Source organism: Balneolaceae bacterium, from assembly GCA_034521495.1.
Taxonomy (GTDB): domain Bacteria; phylum Bacteroidota; class Rhodothermia; order Balneolales; family Balneolaceae; genus Rhodohalobacter.
In genome coordinates, this window is the sequence record JAXHMK010000013.1 from 58,328 (window position 1) to 75,853 (window position 17,526).

Annotated in this window: 13 protein-coding genes and 2 pseudogenes; 7 read left to right on the forward strand and 8 right to left on the reverse strand. The window is 41.9% G+C overall.

What is annotated here, in order from left to right:
- Positions 1-40 precede the first annotated feature (40 nt).
- From U5K72_13870 to U5K72_13880, 3 genes and pseudogenes are all read left to right on the forward strand, one after another.
- Positions 41-2,963 (forward strand): annotated as a pseudogene (locus U5K72_13870) (chemotaxis protein CheB).
- A 120-nt stretch (positions 2,964-3,083) separates the two neighbouring features.
- Entirely contained in the window at positions 3,084-3,497 is a 414-nt protein-coding gene (locus U5K72_13875; protein ID MDZ7719900.1) for an ATP-binding protein, read from the forward strand.
- Positions 3,494-3,946, forward strand: a complete 453-nt coding sequence (locus tag U5K72_13880) for a response regulator (protein ID MDZ7719901.1) — start codon at positions 3,494-3,496, stop codon at positions 3,944-3,946. The genes U5K72_13875 and U5K72_13880 overlap by 4 nt, the downstream gene beginning before the upstream one ends.
- A 137-nt stretch (positions 3,947-4,083) precedes the next feature.
- Here U5K72_13880 and U5K72_13885 read toward each other — a convergent pair whose 3' ends face one another.
- Positions 4,084-4,347, reverse strand: a complete 264-nt coding sequence (locus tag U5K72_13885) for a hypothetical protein (protein ID MDZ7719902.1) — start codon at positions 4,345-4,347, stop codon at positions 4,084-4,086.
- A gap of 703 nt (positions 4,348-5,050) precedes the next feature.
- Between U5K72_13885 and U5K72_13890 the strand changes: the two genes are divergently transcribed.
- From U5K72_13890 to U5K72_13900, 3 genes and pseudogenes are all read left to right on the forward strand, one after another.
- Entirely contained in the window at positions 5,051-5,209 is a 159-nt protein-coding gene (locus U5K72_13890) for a YqaE/Pmp3 family membrane protein (GenBank protein MDZ7719903.1), read from the forward strand.
- Between the two features lie 72 nt (positions 5,210-5,281).
- Entirely contained in the window at positions 5,282-6,679 is a 1,398-nt protein-coding gene (locus tag U5K72_13895; protein MDZ7719904.1) for a mechanosensitive ion channel family protein, read from the forward strand.
- A gap of 676 nt (positions 6,680-7,355) precedes the next feature.
- A pseudogene (locus U5K72_13900) lies at positions 7,356-7,679 on the forward strand (response regulator).
- Positions 7,680-8,203: 524 nt separating this feature from the next.
- On the opposite strand, the gene U5K72_13905 reads toward U5K72_13900, so the two are convergent.
- From U5K72_13905 to U5K72_13925, 5 genes are all read right to left on the reverse strand, one after another.
- Complete coding sequence (locus tag U5K72_13905; protein ID MDZ7719905.1) at positions 8,204-9,289, reverse strand: alpha-amylase; 1,086 nt, start codon at positions 9,287-9,289, stop codon at positions 8,204-8,206.
- Positions 9,276-9,689, reverse strand: coding sequence for an alpha-amylase family glycosyl hydrolase (locus U5K72_13910; protein ID MDZ7719906.1), 414 nt, complete (start codon positions 9,687-9,689; stop codon positions 9,276-9,278). Before U5K72_13910 ends, U5K72_13905 begins: the two co-directional genes overlap by 14 nt.
- A gap of 1,093 nt (positions 9,690-10,782) precedes the next feature.
- The gene (locus U5K72_13915) at positions 10,783-11,910 is read right to left on the reverse strand and encodes an AI-2E family transporter (protein MDZ7719907.1); all 1,128 of its coding nucleotides are present in this window, start codon (positions 11,908-11,910) and stop codon (positions 10,783-10,785) included.
- A gap of 8 nt (positions 11,911-11,918) precedes the next feature.
- On the reverse strand, positions 11,919-13,418 hold the full coding sequence (locus U5K72_13920) for a M48 family metalloprotease (GenBank protein MDZ7719908.1): 1,500 nt from the start codon (positions 13,416-13,418) through the stop codon (positions 11,919-11,921).
- Positions 13,419-13,703: 285 nt separating this feature from the next.
- On the reverse strand, positions 13,704-13,901 hold the full coding sequence (locus tag U5K72_13925) for a hypothetical protein (GenBank protein ID MDZ7719909.1): 198 nt from the start codon (positions 13,899-13,901) through the stop codon (positions 13,704-13,706).
- Positions 13,902-14,704: 803 nt separating this feature from the next.
- Between U5K72_13925 and U5K72_13930 the strand changes: the two genes are divergently transcribed.
- Complete coding sequence (locus U5K72_13930) at positions 14,705-15,817, forward strand: IS110 family transposase (protein MDZ7719910.1); 1,113 nt, start codon at positions 14,705-14,707, stop codon at positions 15,815-15,817.
- A gap of 69 nt (positions 15,818-15,886) precedes the next feature.
- On the opposite strand, the gene U5K72_13935 is transcribed toward U5K72_13930, so the two are convergent.
- Together U5K72_13935 and U5K72_13940 are read right to left on the reverse strand one after the other, a co-directional pair.
- The gene (locus tag U5K72_13935) at positions 15,887-16,504 is read right to left on the reverse strand and encodes a fatty acid desaturase (GenBank protein ID MDZ7719911.1); all 618 of its coding nucleotides are present in this window, start codon (positions 16,502-16,504) and stop codon (positions 15,887-15,889) included.
- Positions 16,476-17,255 carry a fatty acid desaturase gene (locus U5K72_13940; GenBank protein MDZ7719912.1) on the reverse strand — a complete coding sequence of 260 codons (780 nt, stop codon included), beginning with the start codon at positions 17,253-17,255 and terminating at the stop codon, positions 16,476-16,478. The genes U5K72_13935 and U5K72_13940 overlap by 29 nt, the downstream gene beginning before the upstream one ends.
- Positions 17,256-17,526: the final 271 nt, after the last annotated feature.

The following is a 17,526-nucleotide window of genomic DNA, read 5'->3' on the forward strand; positions in this document are numbered from 1 at the left end:
ATGGACAGCATCGGAATTAAATCACTTACGATTAAATAAAATGGCCGAAAAGTCAGAAAATCAGACAACTAAAAAGGGAAAAAGTAAAAAATCTGAAAACTTATTTCCTGTTGTTGCTATTGGTGCCTCAGCGGGGGGGTTAACTCCTTTCAAAACATTACTCAGAGCCACCGGAGAAGAGCCCGGCATGGCTTTTATTTTTGTACAGCATTTAGATCCTGACCACGAGAGCCTGCTGCCCGAAATTCTTCGAAAAGAGACAAAAATGCCGGTAGCAGAGATGTCGGGTGAATGTAAAATTGAGCCCAACCACGTCTATGTGATGCCCAGTAATAAATTGATGAGGGCAGAGGATGGTAAATTGCAGCTCACAGATCGGCCCGAAAAGAAAAAATCAGAACGTGTTCTTCCCGTCGACCTGTTATTTACAGCGCTGGCTGAAGTTTATGAATCACGTGCCATTGGAGTGGTACTGTCTGGCACGGCATCGGATGGCACCAAAGGGTTAAAAACCATAAAAGATGCAGGGGGCATAACATTTGCACAGAGTGTGGAGTCGGCAGAATATAATGGAATGCCCGGCAGCGCAATACATGCAGGGGTCGTTGATTTTGTGCTACAACCGGAGGAGATTCCCAAAAAATTACTTGAGATAAAGCACTTCATTAAAACGGATGATGCTTTAGAGACCTCTTCGGACGATGATGATGATGAGAGTGACTATATGCAAATTATCACCCTGTTGCGGGTTCGGAAAGGCACTGACTTTACCTATTACAAACAGACCACAATCCGCAGAAGAATACTTCGAAGGATGGCAATCAACAAAATTAAAAAGGTGTCCGCCTATCTTGACTATTTAAGAGAGAACAGAGAGGAACAAGATACCCTTTATAGCGATTTTTTGATTCCGGTTACCTCATTCTTTCGTGACCCAAAAATATTTGAACATCTATCCAACCAATTTTTACCGGATCTTGTCGATAACATTCCCGATGATAAAACCGTACGGGTATGGGTGGCAGGTTGCAGCACAGGCGAAGAGGCGTATACTCTGGCCATTCTGTTTAGAGAACTTTTAGAATCCCGAACAGTGGGAAACCCCGGAAAAAAAGTACAGATCTTTGCATCTGATCTAAGCGAATCCGCAATCGACCGGGCTCGTTTGGGTACGTATTCTACAACGGAATTGGCAGGGGTGTCTGAGCAACGGATTAAAAAGTACTTTACCAAAATCAAATGGAAATTTTCAGGTAAACCGGCAGATTAGGGATATGTGCGTTTTTGCCGTTCATAATTTCTTAAAAGACCCTCCATTTGGTAAAATAGACCTGGTAAGCTGTCGTAATGTACTGATCTATTTTGAACCCTATCTGCAGAAAAAAGCACTGACCACATTTCATTATGTACTAAACCAAAACGGGAAATTATTGCTCGGTAAATCGGAAACAACCAGCGGGGTTCCCGACCTTTTTTCTGAAGCTGCCAAAAGTGACAAAATATATTCACGTAAAGAAGCATCCAGTAAGTTCGTGCAGGTGGTTAACCGGAGATCGGAACTTGATTATAATGAGAGAGAGAAATACAACACACGGGAAAAGAAGAGTCCCGACTTTCAAAAAACGGCAGACGAGTATTTGCTCAAAAATCATACCCCTGCCGGTGTAGTGGTAAATAAAGCGATGGATATTGTACAGTATCGGGGAAAAACCGGTCCATATTTAGAGCAAACGTCAGGGAAACCGAGCCATAATTTGATAGCACTGGCAGTGCCGGGCCTGGCTTTTGAACTGCGAAATGTTCTGCATAAAGCAAAACAAGGGAATAAAGAAGTAAAAAAAGAGAACATCCCGATCAAGCTGAATGATGAAATCCATACGGTTTCCATCGAAGCTATTCCGCTTCCCAATACCATAGATCCTCACTTTTTAATCCTGTTTCACGATACCTCTTCAGAAAAAAACAGACAAGAGTCTGAAACGGAAGACGCACAAACAGTCGAAGAACCGGATACCGACAAAGATGATCGCATTCAGCAATTAGAGCAAGAACTTGTTGACACAAGGGAGGACATGCGCAACATCACGGAAGATCAGGAAGTTGCCATTGAAGAGCTCCAGAGCGCCAACGAAGAGTTGATGAGCAGCAGTGAAGAGCTGCAGAGCCTGAATGAAGAGTTAGAGACCAGTAAGGAGGAGCTTCAATCCACGAATGAAGAGCTGATTGTCCTGAACCAGGAAATGAACAGTTTAAATGAACAGTTAGAATCTGAAAGAAATTATTCTGAATCTATAGTTGCAAACATTCGCGGGCCGCTGCTGGTTCTGGATAAACACCTGCGGATAAGAACGGCAAACAAAGCCTTTTACAAAAAGTTTAAAGTAACTGAAGAGGAAACGATTGGGAGCCTGATTTATAACCTGAACAACAAGAAGTGGGATTTCCCTGAATTGAGAAAGCTACTTGAAGAAGTTATGACCGAAAAACAGGTTGTTGTGGATTATGAGGTTATTCATACTTTTCCCGATTTAGGCGAGATGCATTTGTTGCTAAATGCACGGGAGATTATCAAAGATGATGAATCAGATAATTTAATTCTGCTGTCGCTTGAAGATATTACCGAACAGGTAAAAGAGAGAGAAAAAAGGCGTGAAATCCAGGAGCAGTATACCAAAGAACTGGAAAAGAAAATAGAAGAACGGACTGTTGAGTTAAGAAATGCTATTGAAGAGCTCCGGGAAATGAACAAGGAATTGGTGGAAACAAATAAAGAGCTGGAAGCATTTACCTATATTTCCAGTCACGATCTGCAGGAGCCGCTCCGAAAAATTCAAACCTTTGCAGGTATGGTACTCGAAAAAGAGAATCAGAACCTTTCCGATAAGGGTAAAACCTATTTCAATATTATGCGGAGCGCCGCAAAACGGATGCAGAAGCTTATTAATGATCTGCTTGAGTTCTCACGCCTCAACACGACAGAGAGAACGTTTGAGACCATAGATCTGGGTACTATTATTGAAGAGGTTTTAGCAAACTTCAATGACGTTATTAAAGAAAAAAATGCCAATATTGAGCTGCAGGAAATGTGTGAGGCAGATGTTATCGTTTTTCAGTTCCGGCAACTGATGCACAATCTTATCAGCAATGCGCTTAAGTTTTCAAAACCCGGAGAAAGTCCTCATATAAGGATCAAAAGCAGTATTGTAAAAGGGAGTGAACTGAAGTCAAAAGGACTTTCCCCCGATCAAAACTACTGCCATGTTTCCGTGTCTGATAACGGTATCGGTTTGGATAAAAAATTCAAAGGAAAAATATTCGAGGTATTTCAAAAACTCCATTCAAAAGATGAATATCCGGGTACGGGAATCGGGCTGGCAACGGTGAAGAAAATTGTAAATCATCATAATGGAGAAATATTTGTTGATAGTGCCTTGAATAAAGGAACTACATTTGATATTTATATTCCTGCAGAGGCTCAAACATCGACCGAAAAATGAAAACTCCAAAAGCTCCACTTCGTGTCCTTCTAACCGATGATGATGAGGACGACAGGCTTATTTTTAAAGAGATCCTGGATGAGATGGATAAGGATATCATCGTCCGGATGGTGAATGATGGCAAACAGCTGATGGATTTTCTCGCAACCGAAAATAAACCACTTCCCCACATTATCTTCCTGGATCTCAATATGCCGACTATGAACGGATTAGAATGTCTGAAGGAGATCAGAAATGATGACAGGTATAGCGATATTTCCATTGCAATCTATTCTACTTCAATCTCTGAAAAGGATATTGAAGAGACGTTTCTGCATGGAGCCAATATCTATATCACCAAACCGGCTGCTTATAGTGAACTCAAAAAAGTATTGAAAAAATCTCTTACTGCTGTTCGTATGAACCTGAATTCTGAATTAGATAGGTCAAATTTTGTGCTTAAGATTTAGTTTCATGCCGTTGTCGGCTTCCGGGGATCCTGAATCAAGTTTAGGATGACGTACACGGTTTTGCAAAGCCTCCTAAGAATGAAAGTGATCATTTTGGTTCAAAAATGCTACAATTGGGCCAGTATCAATTAGTACTTTCACCGCCCAAAATCTTTCATGTGAGCTGGATTTATAGAAAGATCACCCGGTCCGTTAACAGAACCTGACAAGTGTTCAATACCATGTAAAAATGAGTTTTTTGGGGCGGGCCCGGTGTTTTCTCTTGTTTTTTCTTCAATCAAATCCATAACGGCCTGTTTTTGGGTAACCCCTTGCCGCCGTGCTAACATTCGGATTTTTTCTTTCTGTTCAGGTGTCAGCTTCATGCCAAACCAAACGGTTTTATCTTTCGTTTTACTCATCAGAACAAGTGTTAATTAGATTGCAACTAGAATCTAAACGTTGCAACAAAAATGAAAGTATTTAAAATAAGCCCTTTATTCATAGCAGTTTTACTGTTCTCCCCACTTTCTCTGTGAACTTTTTTAGATGCCCCCTATCCCTGCATTGCTGCAATACTGATTTTAAGATTATCCAACGTCCTTTCCGTTGTTTAACAACATATATAAAACCAGATTGGAATAGCCACTAAATAACATAGTGCAGTGCGCTCTGCCATAAATGAAAGCCCTGCCACGAAGTGATCCCCGGGGGAAAGGGGCGCAATCCAGACAAAACATTGCCTATTTTTATAACATAAAAACAAGTTAAACCTGGGTTTTCATACCCACATAAACCTGTTTGGCTACCGACGGATCAACATAGCCAATTTTTTTTGGTTCATTCATTTAGATTACAAACACTCATGCCGGTTGAATCGCCTTATCATAAAAGCCGCATATCTACATTCGGTGAGATATTTATCCCCCGGAATTGGCGGCCCGGGTTCTTACACTTATTCTGAAAATGTTACATCCTTTACGGATTTTGACCGGCAGCTTTTTAATTGGCGGATTCTGCAATATATTGAAATTCTAAATGGTAGATTCAAGGTTCACGCTTTCTATTTATGAATCTTTCTATCGATACAACTCAACATTAATAAATAAGTCAAGAGCTTCTTCTATGGATATTATAAAAATCATTTTTGCAATCATTCTGCCACCTCTCGGAGTCTTTTTGGAAGTTGGAATAACCGGGGCTTTTTGGTTAAATATTTTACTAACGATCCTTGGCTTTATCCCGGGCATTATCCATGCGGTGTGGGTGATTGCCAAAAACTGATATTCTGAATAAAATCTACCGGAACACAGGACATTAGTCGTGAGCTATTGTAATTATCATTGAACAGAGGGTATGTATTATAAAAAACTTCACTTATATGGTGTTTTTTTCTTGCTGGTCGCCATCGCTTTACCGGCTTTGGTATCGGCACAAGGTGACGACCAGACCTTACCGCCGGAAAGTACTTTTGAAACATCCGTACCGGAACAGGTAGATGTTCGTCCCGAGGCATCAGATTTCGAGATCCGGGAGCGCCTGAGTGGAATATTAGCTGCAACAGGCTGGTTTGTGGACACAGAAGTGGAGGTGAACGATGGGGTTGTGTTTCTCCGGGGTTCAACAGAGACCGATGATTTCAAGCGATGGGCCGGAGAACTCGCCAGTAATACACAGGATGTTACTGCGGTTGTCAATCAAATACAGATAACGGAACCTGATATTTGGAATTACGAACCCGCGTTTACCGGTATGCAGGAACTGTGGCGAAGCATTATGCGAGCGATTCCCTTTTGGGTTTTTGGACTGTTCGTTGTCGTTATATTCTGGGGCCTCTCATTACTTGTAGCCAAAGCCACCCGCGGATATTTAAAGAAACGGGAGATGAATATTCTGTTGCAGGATATTGCCGCAAGAGGCGTGGCTGTATTGGTATTTCTTATAGGACTGTATATAGTTTTTCATATTGCTGATTTAACCAGTGTAGCACTTACGGTTCTTGGGGGTACTGGCCTGCTGGGTATTGTCTTAGGGATTGCATTTCGGGATATCACCGAAAATTTCCTGGCCAGTATTTTTCTGAGTGTACAAAATCCTTTTCACGCCGGTGATCTTGTGGAGATTAACGGCACTACCGGTTTTGTTCAGCGCCTTACAGTTCGCGCGACATTGCTTATGACGCTGGATGGCAACCACATACAAATTCCGAATTCGACGGTCTACAAAAGCAGTATTCTCAATTTTACAAGCAATCCCAACCAGCGAACAACATTTACTATTGGTATCGGGTATGACGATAGTATCACCGCAGCCCAGGAAATAGGCGCAAAAATATTAGAGGAGCATCCCGCGGTTCTAAAAGAACCGGAGGCCTGGATTCTGTTAGATAAACTGGCCACTTCGACCGTTAACATACAGTTTTATTTTTGGGTAAATGCCCAAAAACATAACCTGCTTAAAGTGAAGTCATCGTTGCTACGGCTGATAAAAACAGCGTATCAGGAAAAAGGAATCTCTATGCCTGATGAAGCGAGAGAGATGGTCTTTCCAAACGGTGTACCTGTACAGATAAGCCGGGAATCTGAAATACCTGCAGAAAGAGTAGTTAAAAAAGAGCCTGAAACGCAACCATCCAAAGACTCCAAAGTGTCGACAGTTGGAGAGGGAAAATTGGAAAGCAATGATGAAGAAATTCGGGAGCAGGCTCGCCAATCCCGATCACCGGAAGAAGGTAAGGACCTTCTAAAAACCTAGCGGCCACTGTCATGATCATTACTCCTTATGTATCCCATTATTCAACTTACAGATCAAACAAGACAAATTTCGGAGAACTCCTCACCAGATGAGTATTGATTTCACCCAAATTTTATGTTTTGCCTAAATCAAGTAATGATCATCCCCCATTGCCCCCTTAAAGGGACACTCTTCAAAACAAGTTCAATTGGTAAACGCATAAAAACAACAATACCAGATTCAATAAAAATAGTCTGAGTTTAAATCTAATAGGAAAAAACATGGATGATACAAAAAAATAAGTATTATGGGTGCAACGGTTATCGTGGGCTTTGCAATGAATGAGGTTGCACGTAATGGATGGATGAAATTATATAATGAAGAACCCCCTTCCACTCATCCGTCTGAAGAAATTAATTGGAAAAAGTGGTTCTGTGGAGCATCGTTACGTGTACTGTAATAAGTTCTGCAAAGCTCGCTACAGAACGGTACTTCACGCTTAAACTAAATCGTAAAATAATTTATAGTTACAAAGTGCTGCATCTATTGGAAAAAATTATAACCCAATCTGAAAACATACAATTATGAATAAAAAGGGATCTATTATCATTATTGAAGATGACACTGGAGACCAAGTTGTTATAAGTGAAATCTTCGAGGAACTGGATTACGATAATCCGATAATCTTTTTGATGACAGTGAAGAAGCATTAAAATACTTGGAAATCACAGAGGATGAACCCTTTCTTGTGTTATCTGATATAAATATGCCAAAATTAAACGGCATGGAGTTGCGGGAAAAAATTCACAATAACGAAGACTTGAGGCGAAAATCTATTCCCTACCTTTTCTTTACAACAAGTGCAGAGCAACAGCATGTTATTGATGCTTATTCAAGATCAATACAGGGGTTCTTTGTTAAATCGAACAGTTATGAAAAGACCAAAAAAACGATAGTAAAAATTGTAGAATACTGGCAAGAGTGCGAATCGCCCCATTATATCAAAAATGTTCAACAATAACGGTTTTAAACTTCTGCCAATAATGTCTGGAAAGACGCCGGTATGCTGTCAGATCTCACCCACACCACTTTAGAGAAGTTACCCCGAAATTTTTACTTCTTGAACTGTAAGTTCAATAAATTCATAAGGATAACTTTTTAAACAAGTGGAAATGCTCTTTGTTTGAAAGAAGACTACATAATAAGCCCCGAGGGGCGTCATCAATAGCATGGGGTGAAACCCTATGAAAAATAACGCATTTCATTCGATCAGCCCTGAAAGGGCGTAAGCCCAAGAGATTGTCAGAGGAAAGCTTACGCCCTTTCAGGGCTACACAATTCCTATGATTCCCAATACATAGGACTCCGTCCTATGCTATTGATGACGCCCCTTCGGGGCTTTTGATCGCAAAAACTCCTTGGTCCCGACGGTTCGGGACGTTTCAAAAACCGAGACAAATTTCATCGTCATTGCTAATTATTTGCTTAAAAAATGGGGTAACTCCTCACCACTTTAGGCTTGACATTACACTAATATTATAGTGTTCACTCCGGCACCCAGACCGACACGGAACCAGCCGGGCAACAAAATTCAGCCCATCCACTCTCGTTTGTCGTTACCGTTCCATCTATATGGTTTGTAATATCAACGTAGGTTGTATCAGGGGAGCCTGTCTCCATATTCTTTCTACCTTCTTCTCCATTGCTGAGCAAAACGGCCATTCCACGCTGCTCCCCATGTTCTCCTTTATTCCCCATTCGTGTCCAGCCGATACAGTTTGGATGATCAAAATAATCATTCTGCTCATCGTGGGCATATTCTCTTCGGACAAATAAGAACTGGTCAATTAACCATTGATGCGAAGCCATCGACACCTCATGTTCATTTCCATCATTGCCTTTATCTTTATAATCAGCGCCGTAGTAATCGGCCGCAAAAACACAGGGATATCCATCTTTTCGTAAAAGTATCATTGCATAAGCCAACGGCTTAAACCAGGATTCAACTATGGATTCAAGAGACTGCAGCGGCTGGGTATCGTGATTGCTGACAAGAGTAACGGCATGATTTGGATGATCTTCAACAAGGGTATTATTGAAAATTGTCGACAGGTCAAAATCTTCACCTTCTTTGCCGGCACGTGCAAAATTAAAATGCAATTTCACATCAAAAAGCATCATGCTCCCTTCTGTTTTTTTGATAAAGTGATCTAATGAATCGCTCTCACCCGACCAGTACTCGCCCACAGCAAACAGATCTTTACCGGTGTGATAGCGAACATGCGCCAGCCAATCAAGAAAAAAATTGGATCTTACGTGCTTTACGGCATCAAAACGGAAACCATTAACGCCTGTAGTTTCCATGAACCATTCTCCCCAATAGAACAGCTCTTTTTGCACATCGGGATTATTGATATCGAGATTACAACCCATCAGGTAATCAAAATTTCCCTTTTCCGCGTCTACACTTTCATCAAATACTTTCCCTTCAAACAGGTAGATCGCATCTGTTTCATCTTCGAGTGCGTTATAATCGGCTGCGTTAAAATGCCACCAGTGCCACTTAAGTTCGGAGTATTTATTATTTCGCCCCGGGAAATTGAAATGTGTCCAGGCCTTAATTTCCTGCAATTCTCCTGATGGGTTCCTTTCTGTTTTCGGGATTGTATGGAGTGGCTTTAAACTCTTCAGCTTCATCAGCGCCAAGCCTGTGATTAAACACAACATCGGCGTACACCTGTATTCCTGCTTCTTGTGCAGCCTTTATGCCTGCCAGGTACTCCTCGCGCGTACCGTATTTCGTTCGAACGGACCCTTTCTGATCGAATTCTCCCAGGTCAAAGAGATCATAGACTCCATAGCCTACATCATATCCTCCCGCTGCACCTTTATAGGACGGCGGCAGCCAAACAGCAGTTATACCGGCTTCAGCCAGTGCTTTTGCATTTTCTGCCAATTGTTTCCACAAAGCTCCATCAGCAGGAGTATACCAGTGGAAATACTGCATCATCACACCGTTAGACGTCTCCATATTGACCTATTTCATGTAAGTTTTTTAGGCTTCGAATCTTAATATCGGTTCGCCAATTTGATTTAAATCGTCATTTTAAATGTAGGGCTCTTGATACTTTTAAATGTTACACAGTTATGGTATCAGTTACATGTTTTACATGTTCCATTTTGGATAACCTCGAAATTAAACCACTTATGATTAATAACGAGATGTGAATTATGTAATTATTTATTCATAAAGTGTAAATCAATTCCCTTTCCGTTTAATTAGTATCAAGTCTAACCCCGTTATTTTAACCTGTGATACTCTTCCTTCAAATTAATTAAACGATGTCGATAGACTTCAGGATCAGCCTAAAAAGAATTATTCTGGCAGTTGCAGGCATACTCGTTCTGTTCCTGATGGGTACGGTTGTGTACTTCATTGCCGCTCTTGCAAATTTGCGAATAACAGAAGAGGACGTCAATAACCGATCATTGTGCAACAAGATCTCAGGCTGGGCAATTTCAAAAGTGCTGGGGCCTTATATTTGATCCCGAAAACAGTTAAAACATGGGTTTGATTTCTAATATGTCTAATAGTATCGATGAAAGTCCCCTCCTTTCCTGTTTTGAAGGTTATCATAATCTCAACAGCATCAAATAAAACCGTTCCTGACGTACCTTGTCCATCCTTTCATTTGCGATAGCTGATATTTCCATCACTCAGGGAAAGGCTGTCAAGGGTCACGCTAAAGGGCAGGTTTGAGAATTGGGTGTTGATAAGAGGACGTTCATTCTTGGGTTTATCAGGATGGTTTTTGTCACGGGAAATCTCTAAATCAAGCTTTTGAACGGTAAAATTCCGGGCTTTAAAATGTCTGTTTGCAATCAACTCATCAACATCTAATGCATGTAATTAACCAGAGCAAAACCAGAATGAATATTGTTCCGAATAACCATCGGACCTTCTGCGATTTATCGGTTTTTTCTTTATTCAAAGGTTAATGATTAGGTGGTTGATTTAGGAATTCACAAATTAAAATCTGAAAGTGACACTCTTTTTTACGGCATTTACAAGATTTACAATTACCCTGTGAATATTAAATGTCATCCTATGAAATAACTATTTACTATTTCTCTGAGTTTGCTTCTTCATGTTCTTGTTTATCACTCTCTTCATACTCGTTATAGTCAACAATACTTCCTAAGAGGTAACCATAGGGTTTTAATTCGGCAACTTGAGAAAACCCGACTCTCATGATTCCAATAAGTGGTATAGAGAGAATTATACCTGCGATTCCCCAGACCTTTGCGCCCAAAAGCAATACGATAATGGCCATAAATGGATTGATGGAGACTTTTGAACCAACGATTCTTGGAGTGAGGTAGCTGCTTTCAAGAAGTTGTACTACAGCAAAAACCGCAGTGACCAGTAGCGGCAACAAAAGTGTATCGTAGAAAAGGAATGAATAAAGTACAGCAGGAAGTGCCCCTATTATTGCACCCACAAACGGGATAATAGCCATCATTGATGCAAATATCGCGAAGGGAATAGCAAAATCTAGGCCTACGATCAACAGTCCTATTGAATTTAAGACGGCCATGATTCCGAGCACAGTGAATAGTCCCACAAGGTAGTTCTGTGTTACATGTTGAACTCTTAGTAAAATCTTATCAATATCAGATTTGTGGCTCCTCTCAAATACTTTCTGAAGAAAGGTTTTGTACATCGCTTTGTAGTAGAGCATGAAAAAAATAAAAATGGGCATAAACGCCAAAAAGGTAACTGTGCCGGTTGTAGCCTGTGCCAAAGAGTTTATGAACTCACCACCTGCTTCAAATAAACTTTCAATAGCATTTTTTGCGTACTCGGTTTGTTTTTCCTGAGAAATTCCTGAAAACCTTTCAACAGCAACAGCTCCTTCAGCCAGTGTACTTTTGAGTTTTTCAGTAGTTTCGGGGAGATTGTCAGAAAACTCGACTGCCCGCACGGTTACCAAAGTCAAAATACCTGAAAAGACCACTGTGATTAAAAGTAATACAAGTATGATGCTAAACACACGCCCCAATTTCCATGCCTCAAATTGTTCTACAACCGGGTTCAGTAACATCGAAATGATGGCGGCAAAAGCAAGGGGCATCAGAATAAATTTCCCAAAGTTTAAAACAACTACCAACATGCAGAGTCCAAACAGAATAAGAGTTGCTTTCAACCAGAATGGATAGGACTGAGGTGGTGTAAATATTCGGTTTTCCATCTCTTATTCTATCTCGGGATCTTTATCCACGTACCGCTTTCGATACGCTCATCGAGGCCTACCTGGTTCATAATGGCAAGATCTTCGTGTGTAACGGATATGGTAAGGCTTTCGAGATTGTTAGGGAGGAAGGACCGGAATGTGCCTGAACGGGTGGTTTTAAAGGATTGCAGGCGAACCGGCTGAATACTTAAAATGCCTGAATCAGTCAGCTCTCTAAAGCCGTTGGTTATCTGTTGAAAGCGAGGGCCGTAGGTTCCGTAGTTGTCAAGCGTGGTGTAGTTCACAAACCGATAAATCATTCCATCGTACTCTATAGAATAGAGATAGAATTTGAGTTGAGTTCCATCTTCGGTATTCCCGGTGGCTTCTGCCCGGAATGCTCGAAGTCCTCTGCTGGTTGTACTCGATTTTCCTGTTGTGGTAATACCCTCTTGATTTAAAAACTCGTTAACCGAGGCCTCTGCATTTGCCGATTCGTTGTCCAACCTCATAATTGAAACCGCGTTCTGATCGCTATTGACTACGGCTACAAGCGACCGCTGGTTGATGACCTGCCAGCCGTCCGGGTAGGAGAATTGAAATTTCATTTCCGGGTGATAGAACGTACCGTTTCGTGTAAATCCTTCGCGGGGATTTTCACCATAGATCATGTTATCAAGCATACCCATGTACTGATCGGTATTTACAACTGTCTGTTCATATCCTTTGGCTCTCCACTCTTCTGCAAGTTGGGGGATAGATGTTGCCCTTTCAGCGGGATCGGGGTGTGTTGATTGCCAGCTTGGAATACTTTGCCCGGATTGGGCAGACATTCGCTCCAGCGATACGAAAAATTGCGCGCCTTCAGCCGATTTATAACGCTGCATAGAGGCGTATTCTACCCCAAGACGATCGGATTCCCTTTCGTCTTCTCTGCCGTAACTTAAAAACAACATCTGTGCCGCCATGCTGCCCATACCAAGAATATCACCTCCGGGAATTCCCAGAAATTGTTGACCGGCTATGGCTCCCCCGATCAAAGCGATTTGTCCTATTTGTTGCTCAAAAGCGCGTTGGGAGGCGTGGCGTGCAGCCACATGGCCGATCTCATGTCCCAAAACCACGGCGAGCTGAGCTTCATTATCAAGATGAGATAACAAGCCCCTGGTTACATAAATATATCCACCAGGAAGGGCAAAAGCGTTGACGACCGGGCTGTCTAAAAGACGGAAGTAAAATTCCGTATCCCTATACTGATTTGGTGTATCGGCACGCTGCATATGGCTTACGGCCAGCATCTCCTGCCCTATTTTATCGACATATTTCTGCAGTGCATCATTACTATATAACCCGTAAAACTGTTGAATCTCCTGATCGGCGTCTTTGCCAATCTGTTTTTCCTGATTCCAGCTATAGCCATATGCACGTTTGTCTCCGGTTATTGCACTTTTTTGAATACTGCAGGCAGAAACCAACAGGCCGACAATAAGTACCAGAAAAGTGTTCTTTAAAATTGATTTCACCATTGTTTACTCCTGATTAAGCGGCTTGATAATTAACGTGAGTTTGACGTGAAGCTTTCACTGGTTTATTTTTTGGGCTTTTTTAACGTCATCCTGAGCTTGACTCAGGATTTCGTTCGAAAATAAAGGCTGGAGATTCTGAGTCAAGCTCAGAATGACCCATTTGAGGTTCGTTTCTGTTAACTCGAACTTACGTTAATCATGTATCTCCTTAATCCCTTTATTGCTCAAAAAAGGATCATGGATCTTTTGGTTATGGATTCATTTCACGAGAAACGACTTCTGTGTTTATTTGGATCGATAAAGAACCAAACCAACTACAAGCACGATTACAGAAATCAGAACGGGGATAATGTCTCCCGTACTGACCGCTACATCTGCTCCAAATACTTGAAAAGATTCTGAATCGGCCAGGTATTGATATCCGAAATATAGAATACCTATCGCTCCGCCAATGCTTAAAATACTGCCTACTGTTTGTTTCATTTTTTAAAATCGATTATTTATGCTTTGATGTACAAATATGAATGCTCTATACGTCAGGAATGTGGTCATTTCCTTTAAAAAATGCGGTATACATAACTTGTAATACTTTACACATATCACAGATTTTAAAGCTCGGTGTAGATTTGTACAGATTGATCTAAATCATTCCGTGAAAGTAATTTTTATAGCTGCTTCGATTTGACCTCAACTCATTGGTATCTGTTTAGCGCGAACAGATAACCTTCACAGAGCTTGAGCGGAGCGAGACTTCCTATCGTGTGGACACATTTTCTTACTAATATATAGGTGAAGGTCTTGCTACAGGAATCCGGCCCTTATCGGTTATCGATGAGATCCCTCCATGCGTTCGCTTCCACTCACTTGGTCGGGATGACAAACGGGTGGGTGAAGAAGCGGCGGGCTTCAAAGGTTTTATTAGAAAAAATGTCTTGTACTGCCCGCCGCTGCGCTCGATGACGGCCACGCGTCATCCGAGTGGATCCCGACAGGTCATTTCCCCGATGGGATGCCTTTGGTGCTGTCGGGGATGGAATCGAGGGATCTCATATGTTAGCTATTCCACATTGTTACTTAATTATTTTAAGTTTGATCATTAGAAACCCCATTGACAGCTGTCAATGGGGTTTCCTGAGGAACCAGCGAGAGAGCGGGATTGGGATCAAAGCCCTTTGCCACAAACAAAGAGGCTGTTTTGGGAGCATATAGCTCCTCGCTCTTCTCAGGTTTTTATACTCAACCAGTACGAAGAACCGGTTTGTTGGAAAACTGAGTTCGCATTGTTCATGAGATTAGTAGAAAACCACTTCCTCTTAATCATCGAATCTTTCATTGAAAGAACTGTTTGTTTTATGAAAAACTCAAATTCATTATCCATTCGCAAACATGCTGTCGGAATTGATGTTTCCAAAGACACCCTGGAGGTCTGCTCTGGCAAGAAAACATCTTCAGAGTCCATGAACTTTAGCACATCTCGTTGCTTTAAAAATGCGCGTGAGGGTTTCGAATCGCTTTTATCCTGGGCCCGGAAGCAGTCTGATCAAAACCGACCTGTGTGGTTTGTCATGGAGGCCACCGGTGTGTATTATGAACAACTGGCTTATTTTTTACACAAGGCCGGGGAAAACGTCTGCGTTTTGGTCGCCAGTCGAGCTGCTCATTACGCAAAGAGTTTGCCTATCAAATCAAAAACCGATGCCATTGATGCTCGTATATTGAGCCGCTACGGGTTGGAACGACACCCTGAGATGTGGAAACCAGCCAGCCCGCGATTGCGTAAGATCAAAGCCTTGATCCGTGAACGAGAGCAGTTGCAAAAGCAGCATACACAACTGATGAATCGGTTACATGCCGCCCGCAAGGCATGGGGACATCCACAAACAAGCCTTGAACGGCTCTCCGACCACGCAAAACAGATCGGACGATATCTGAAACAGATATCCACTGAACTTGACAATCTTTGGCAATCCAATCAGCAGCTGGCCGAACCGGTGTCCCGTATTGCTGGGATTAATGGCATAGGCGAGCAAACCGTCTTAGATATTATTGCCGAGACGGACGGCTTCGCCCTCATTACAAATCGAAATCAACTGGCCAGTTATAGTGGCCTGGATGTGGTCCTGGATGAATCCGGTAATCGTCAGGGAGCTACCAAAATTTCTAAACACGGAAACGCCCATTTACGCAAGGCTTTATACATGCCTGCCATGAGTGCAATCCAGCATAACCCGGCGTTAAAACTCTTTTATGAACGATTGGTTGAGAAGCATCCGAATCAAAAAATGATTGCAGTAACGGCCGTCATGCGAAAACTGCTTTTGTTAGTTTATAGCCTGTGGAAAAGCGGTAAAGAATATGATCCGGAATTCCACTATCAGCAAATAATGGTAAAACCCTAAAAAAATAAGGTGATTATGGGTAGGCATACTTGACATTTATCACAGTACCTCCCAAAAACCATGAATAATTTAAAACAAGTAACGATGTGTCCACACGATAGGAGACTTCGGGGCTGTCAGAGTTCGGCTATTCACCACAATTTTCATCCACCACAGTAGTATGCGTTGTGGCAGGAGCCAGGAAAAGCACCGGCCGCTCTCAGGTTGCTGACCTAAGAACCTGGCAGAGTCCGTAACGAAGTGAAGGTCCTGCCAGAGTTCGGATCTATGCCTCAAAACACAAGTTGCTTCAATAATGCCCCGCAACTCTGCCAGGTCGCTAAGCATGTACACCCCTTGTTTCTGTATAAGTGAAATCAGGATCGCCAAATTTTTTGAGGGTACGGTAATGAGAGGCCAGCGCTTCAAAAAAGGTCTCATGATGATTGTAGGAATATTGAACTCATCGGCTGTTTTTTCAACGATAGGGCTGATAGCCGGGTAGTGAATACTGCAAACTCTCGGGAAAAGATGGTGTTCAATCTGAAAATTGAGTCCTCCAACAAACCAGCATAACGCTTTATTATCACGCGCAAAATTGTTGGTCGTCACCATTTCGTGAATCATCCAGTGCTCGTCTATCATATTATCTTCGTCTGGAAGAGGATGATCGGTCCCCTCAACCACATGGGCAAGCTGAAAGACCATCCCGATAATTACACCGGCTGTAAACTGAAGTAGTGAGAAAACCAATTAGAAGATGAACCCAGCTAATATCAAGCAGTAGCATCGGCAGAACCAGGATATAAGCATAGTACATTCCTTTGGTTACAAACAGGATGATCCATTCGCTGAGTGGGTGATTTTTGTTGTTATACGGGCCGATATTTGTCTTCAGAAAATTTTTATAGTCTTTGATGAACACCCAGGTTACCATGGCCAGGCTATAGGCAAAAAAAGCAAGAATGTGCTGAACACGATGGATCATCTTATGCTCTGAGTGAGGGGAAAGACGGATAAAGCCCGCTATTTCCAGGTCCTCATCGTGGCCGTGAATATTGGTATAAGTGTGGTGAATAATATTATGAGTAATTTTCCACATATAGCCGTTAGCCCCCAGCAGATTGAATGTATATCCCAGGGCGTTATTTATATGTTTGTTTGATGAATAGGCGCCGTGAAGTGCATCGTGCGAAATAGAAAAACCGATACCGGCCGTTCCTACTCCCATCAAAAATGTTAAAAACCACATGGTGCCGAGAGAAAACTGCCCTGAGATAATGAGCGCATAGGAGCCAAGATACACACTTAACATCACCACGGTCTTTATAACCATCTGAACGTTGGCGTGTTTGGATAGTTCGTTCTCCTGGAAATATTGGTCGACCCGCTGTTTTACCGTTTTACTGAATTCCCGGCTTGTGCGGTTGTTAAAGGTGACTTTTTCTACATTTTTCATGGTAAATGATCTATCTGATTACTGCATATACGGGTTAAAAAATATGGCAATGATTTGGGGTGCATATTGCAAAGACTTGGCATAATGTTACATATATCCCACATTTGGTTGGTTCATTCGGATATTTCTGAGCAAGGAGTTGTAGCTGATGGGTTTAAAAAGTAAGGGATGTAAAACAGAAATCAAATATCAGTAATGTGTGTAACGATGAGGTAGTTGAGTGTAACGGATATGGCTCATGATATTTGTAAACTTGTTACGAACAGAAAAG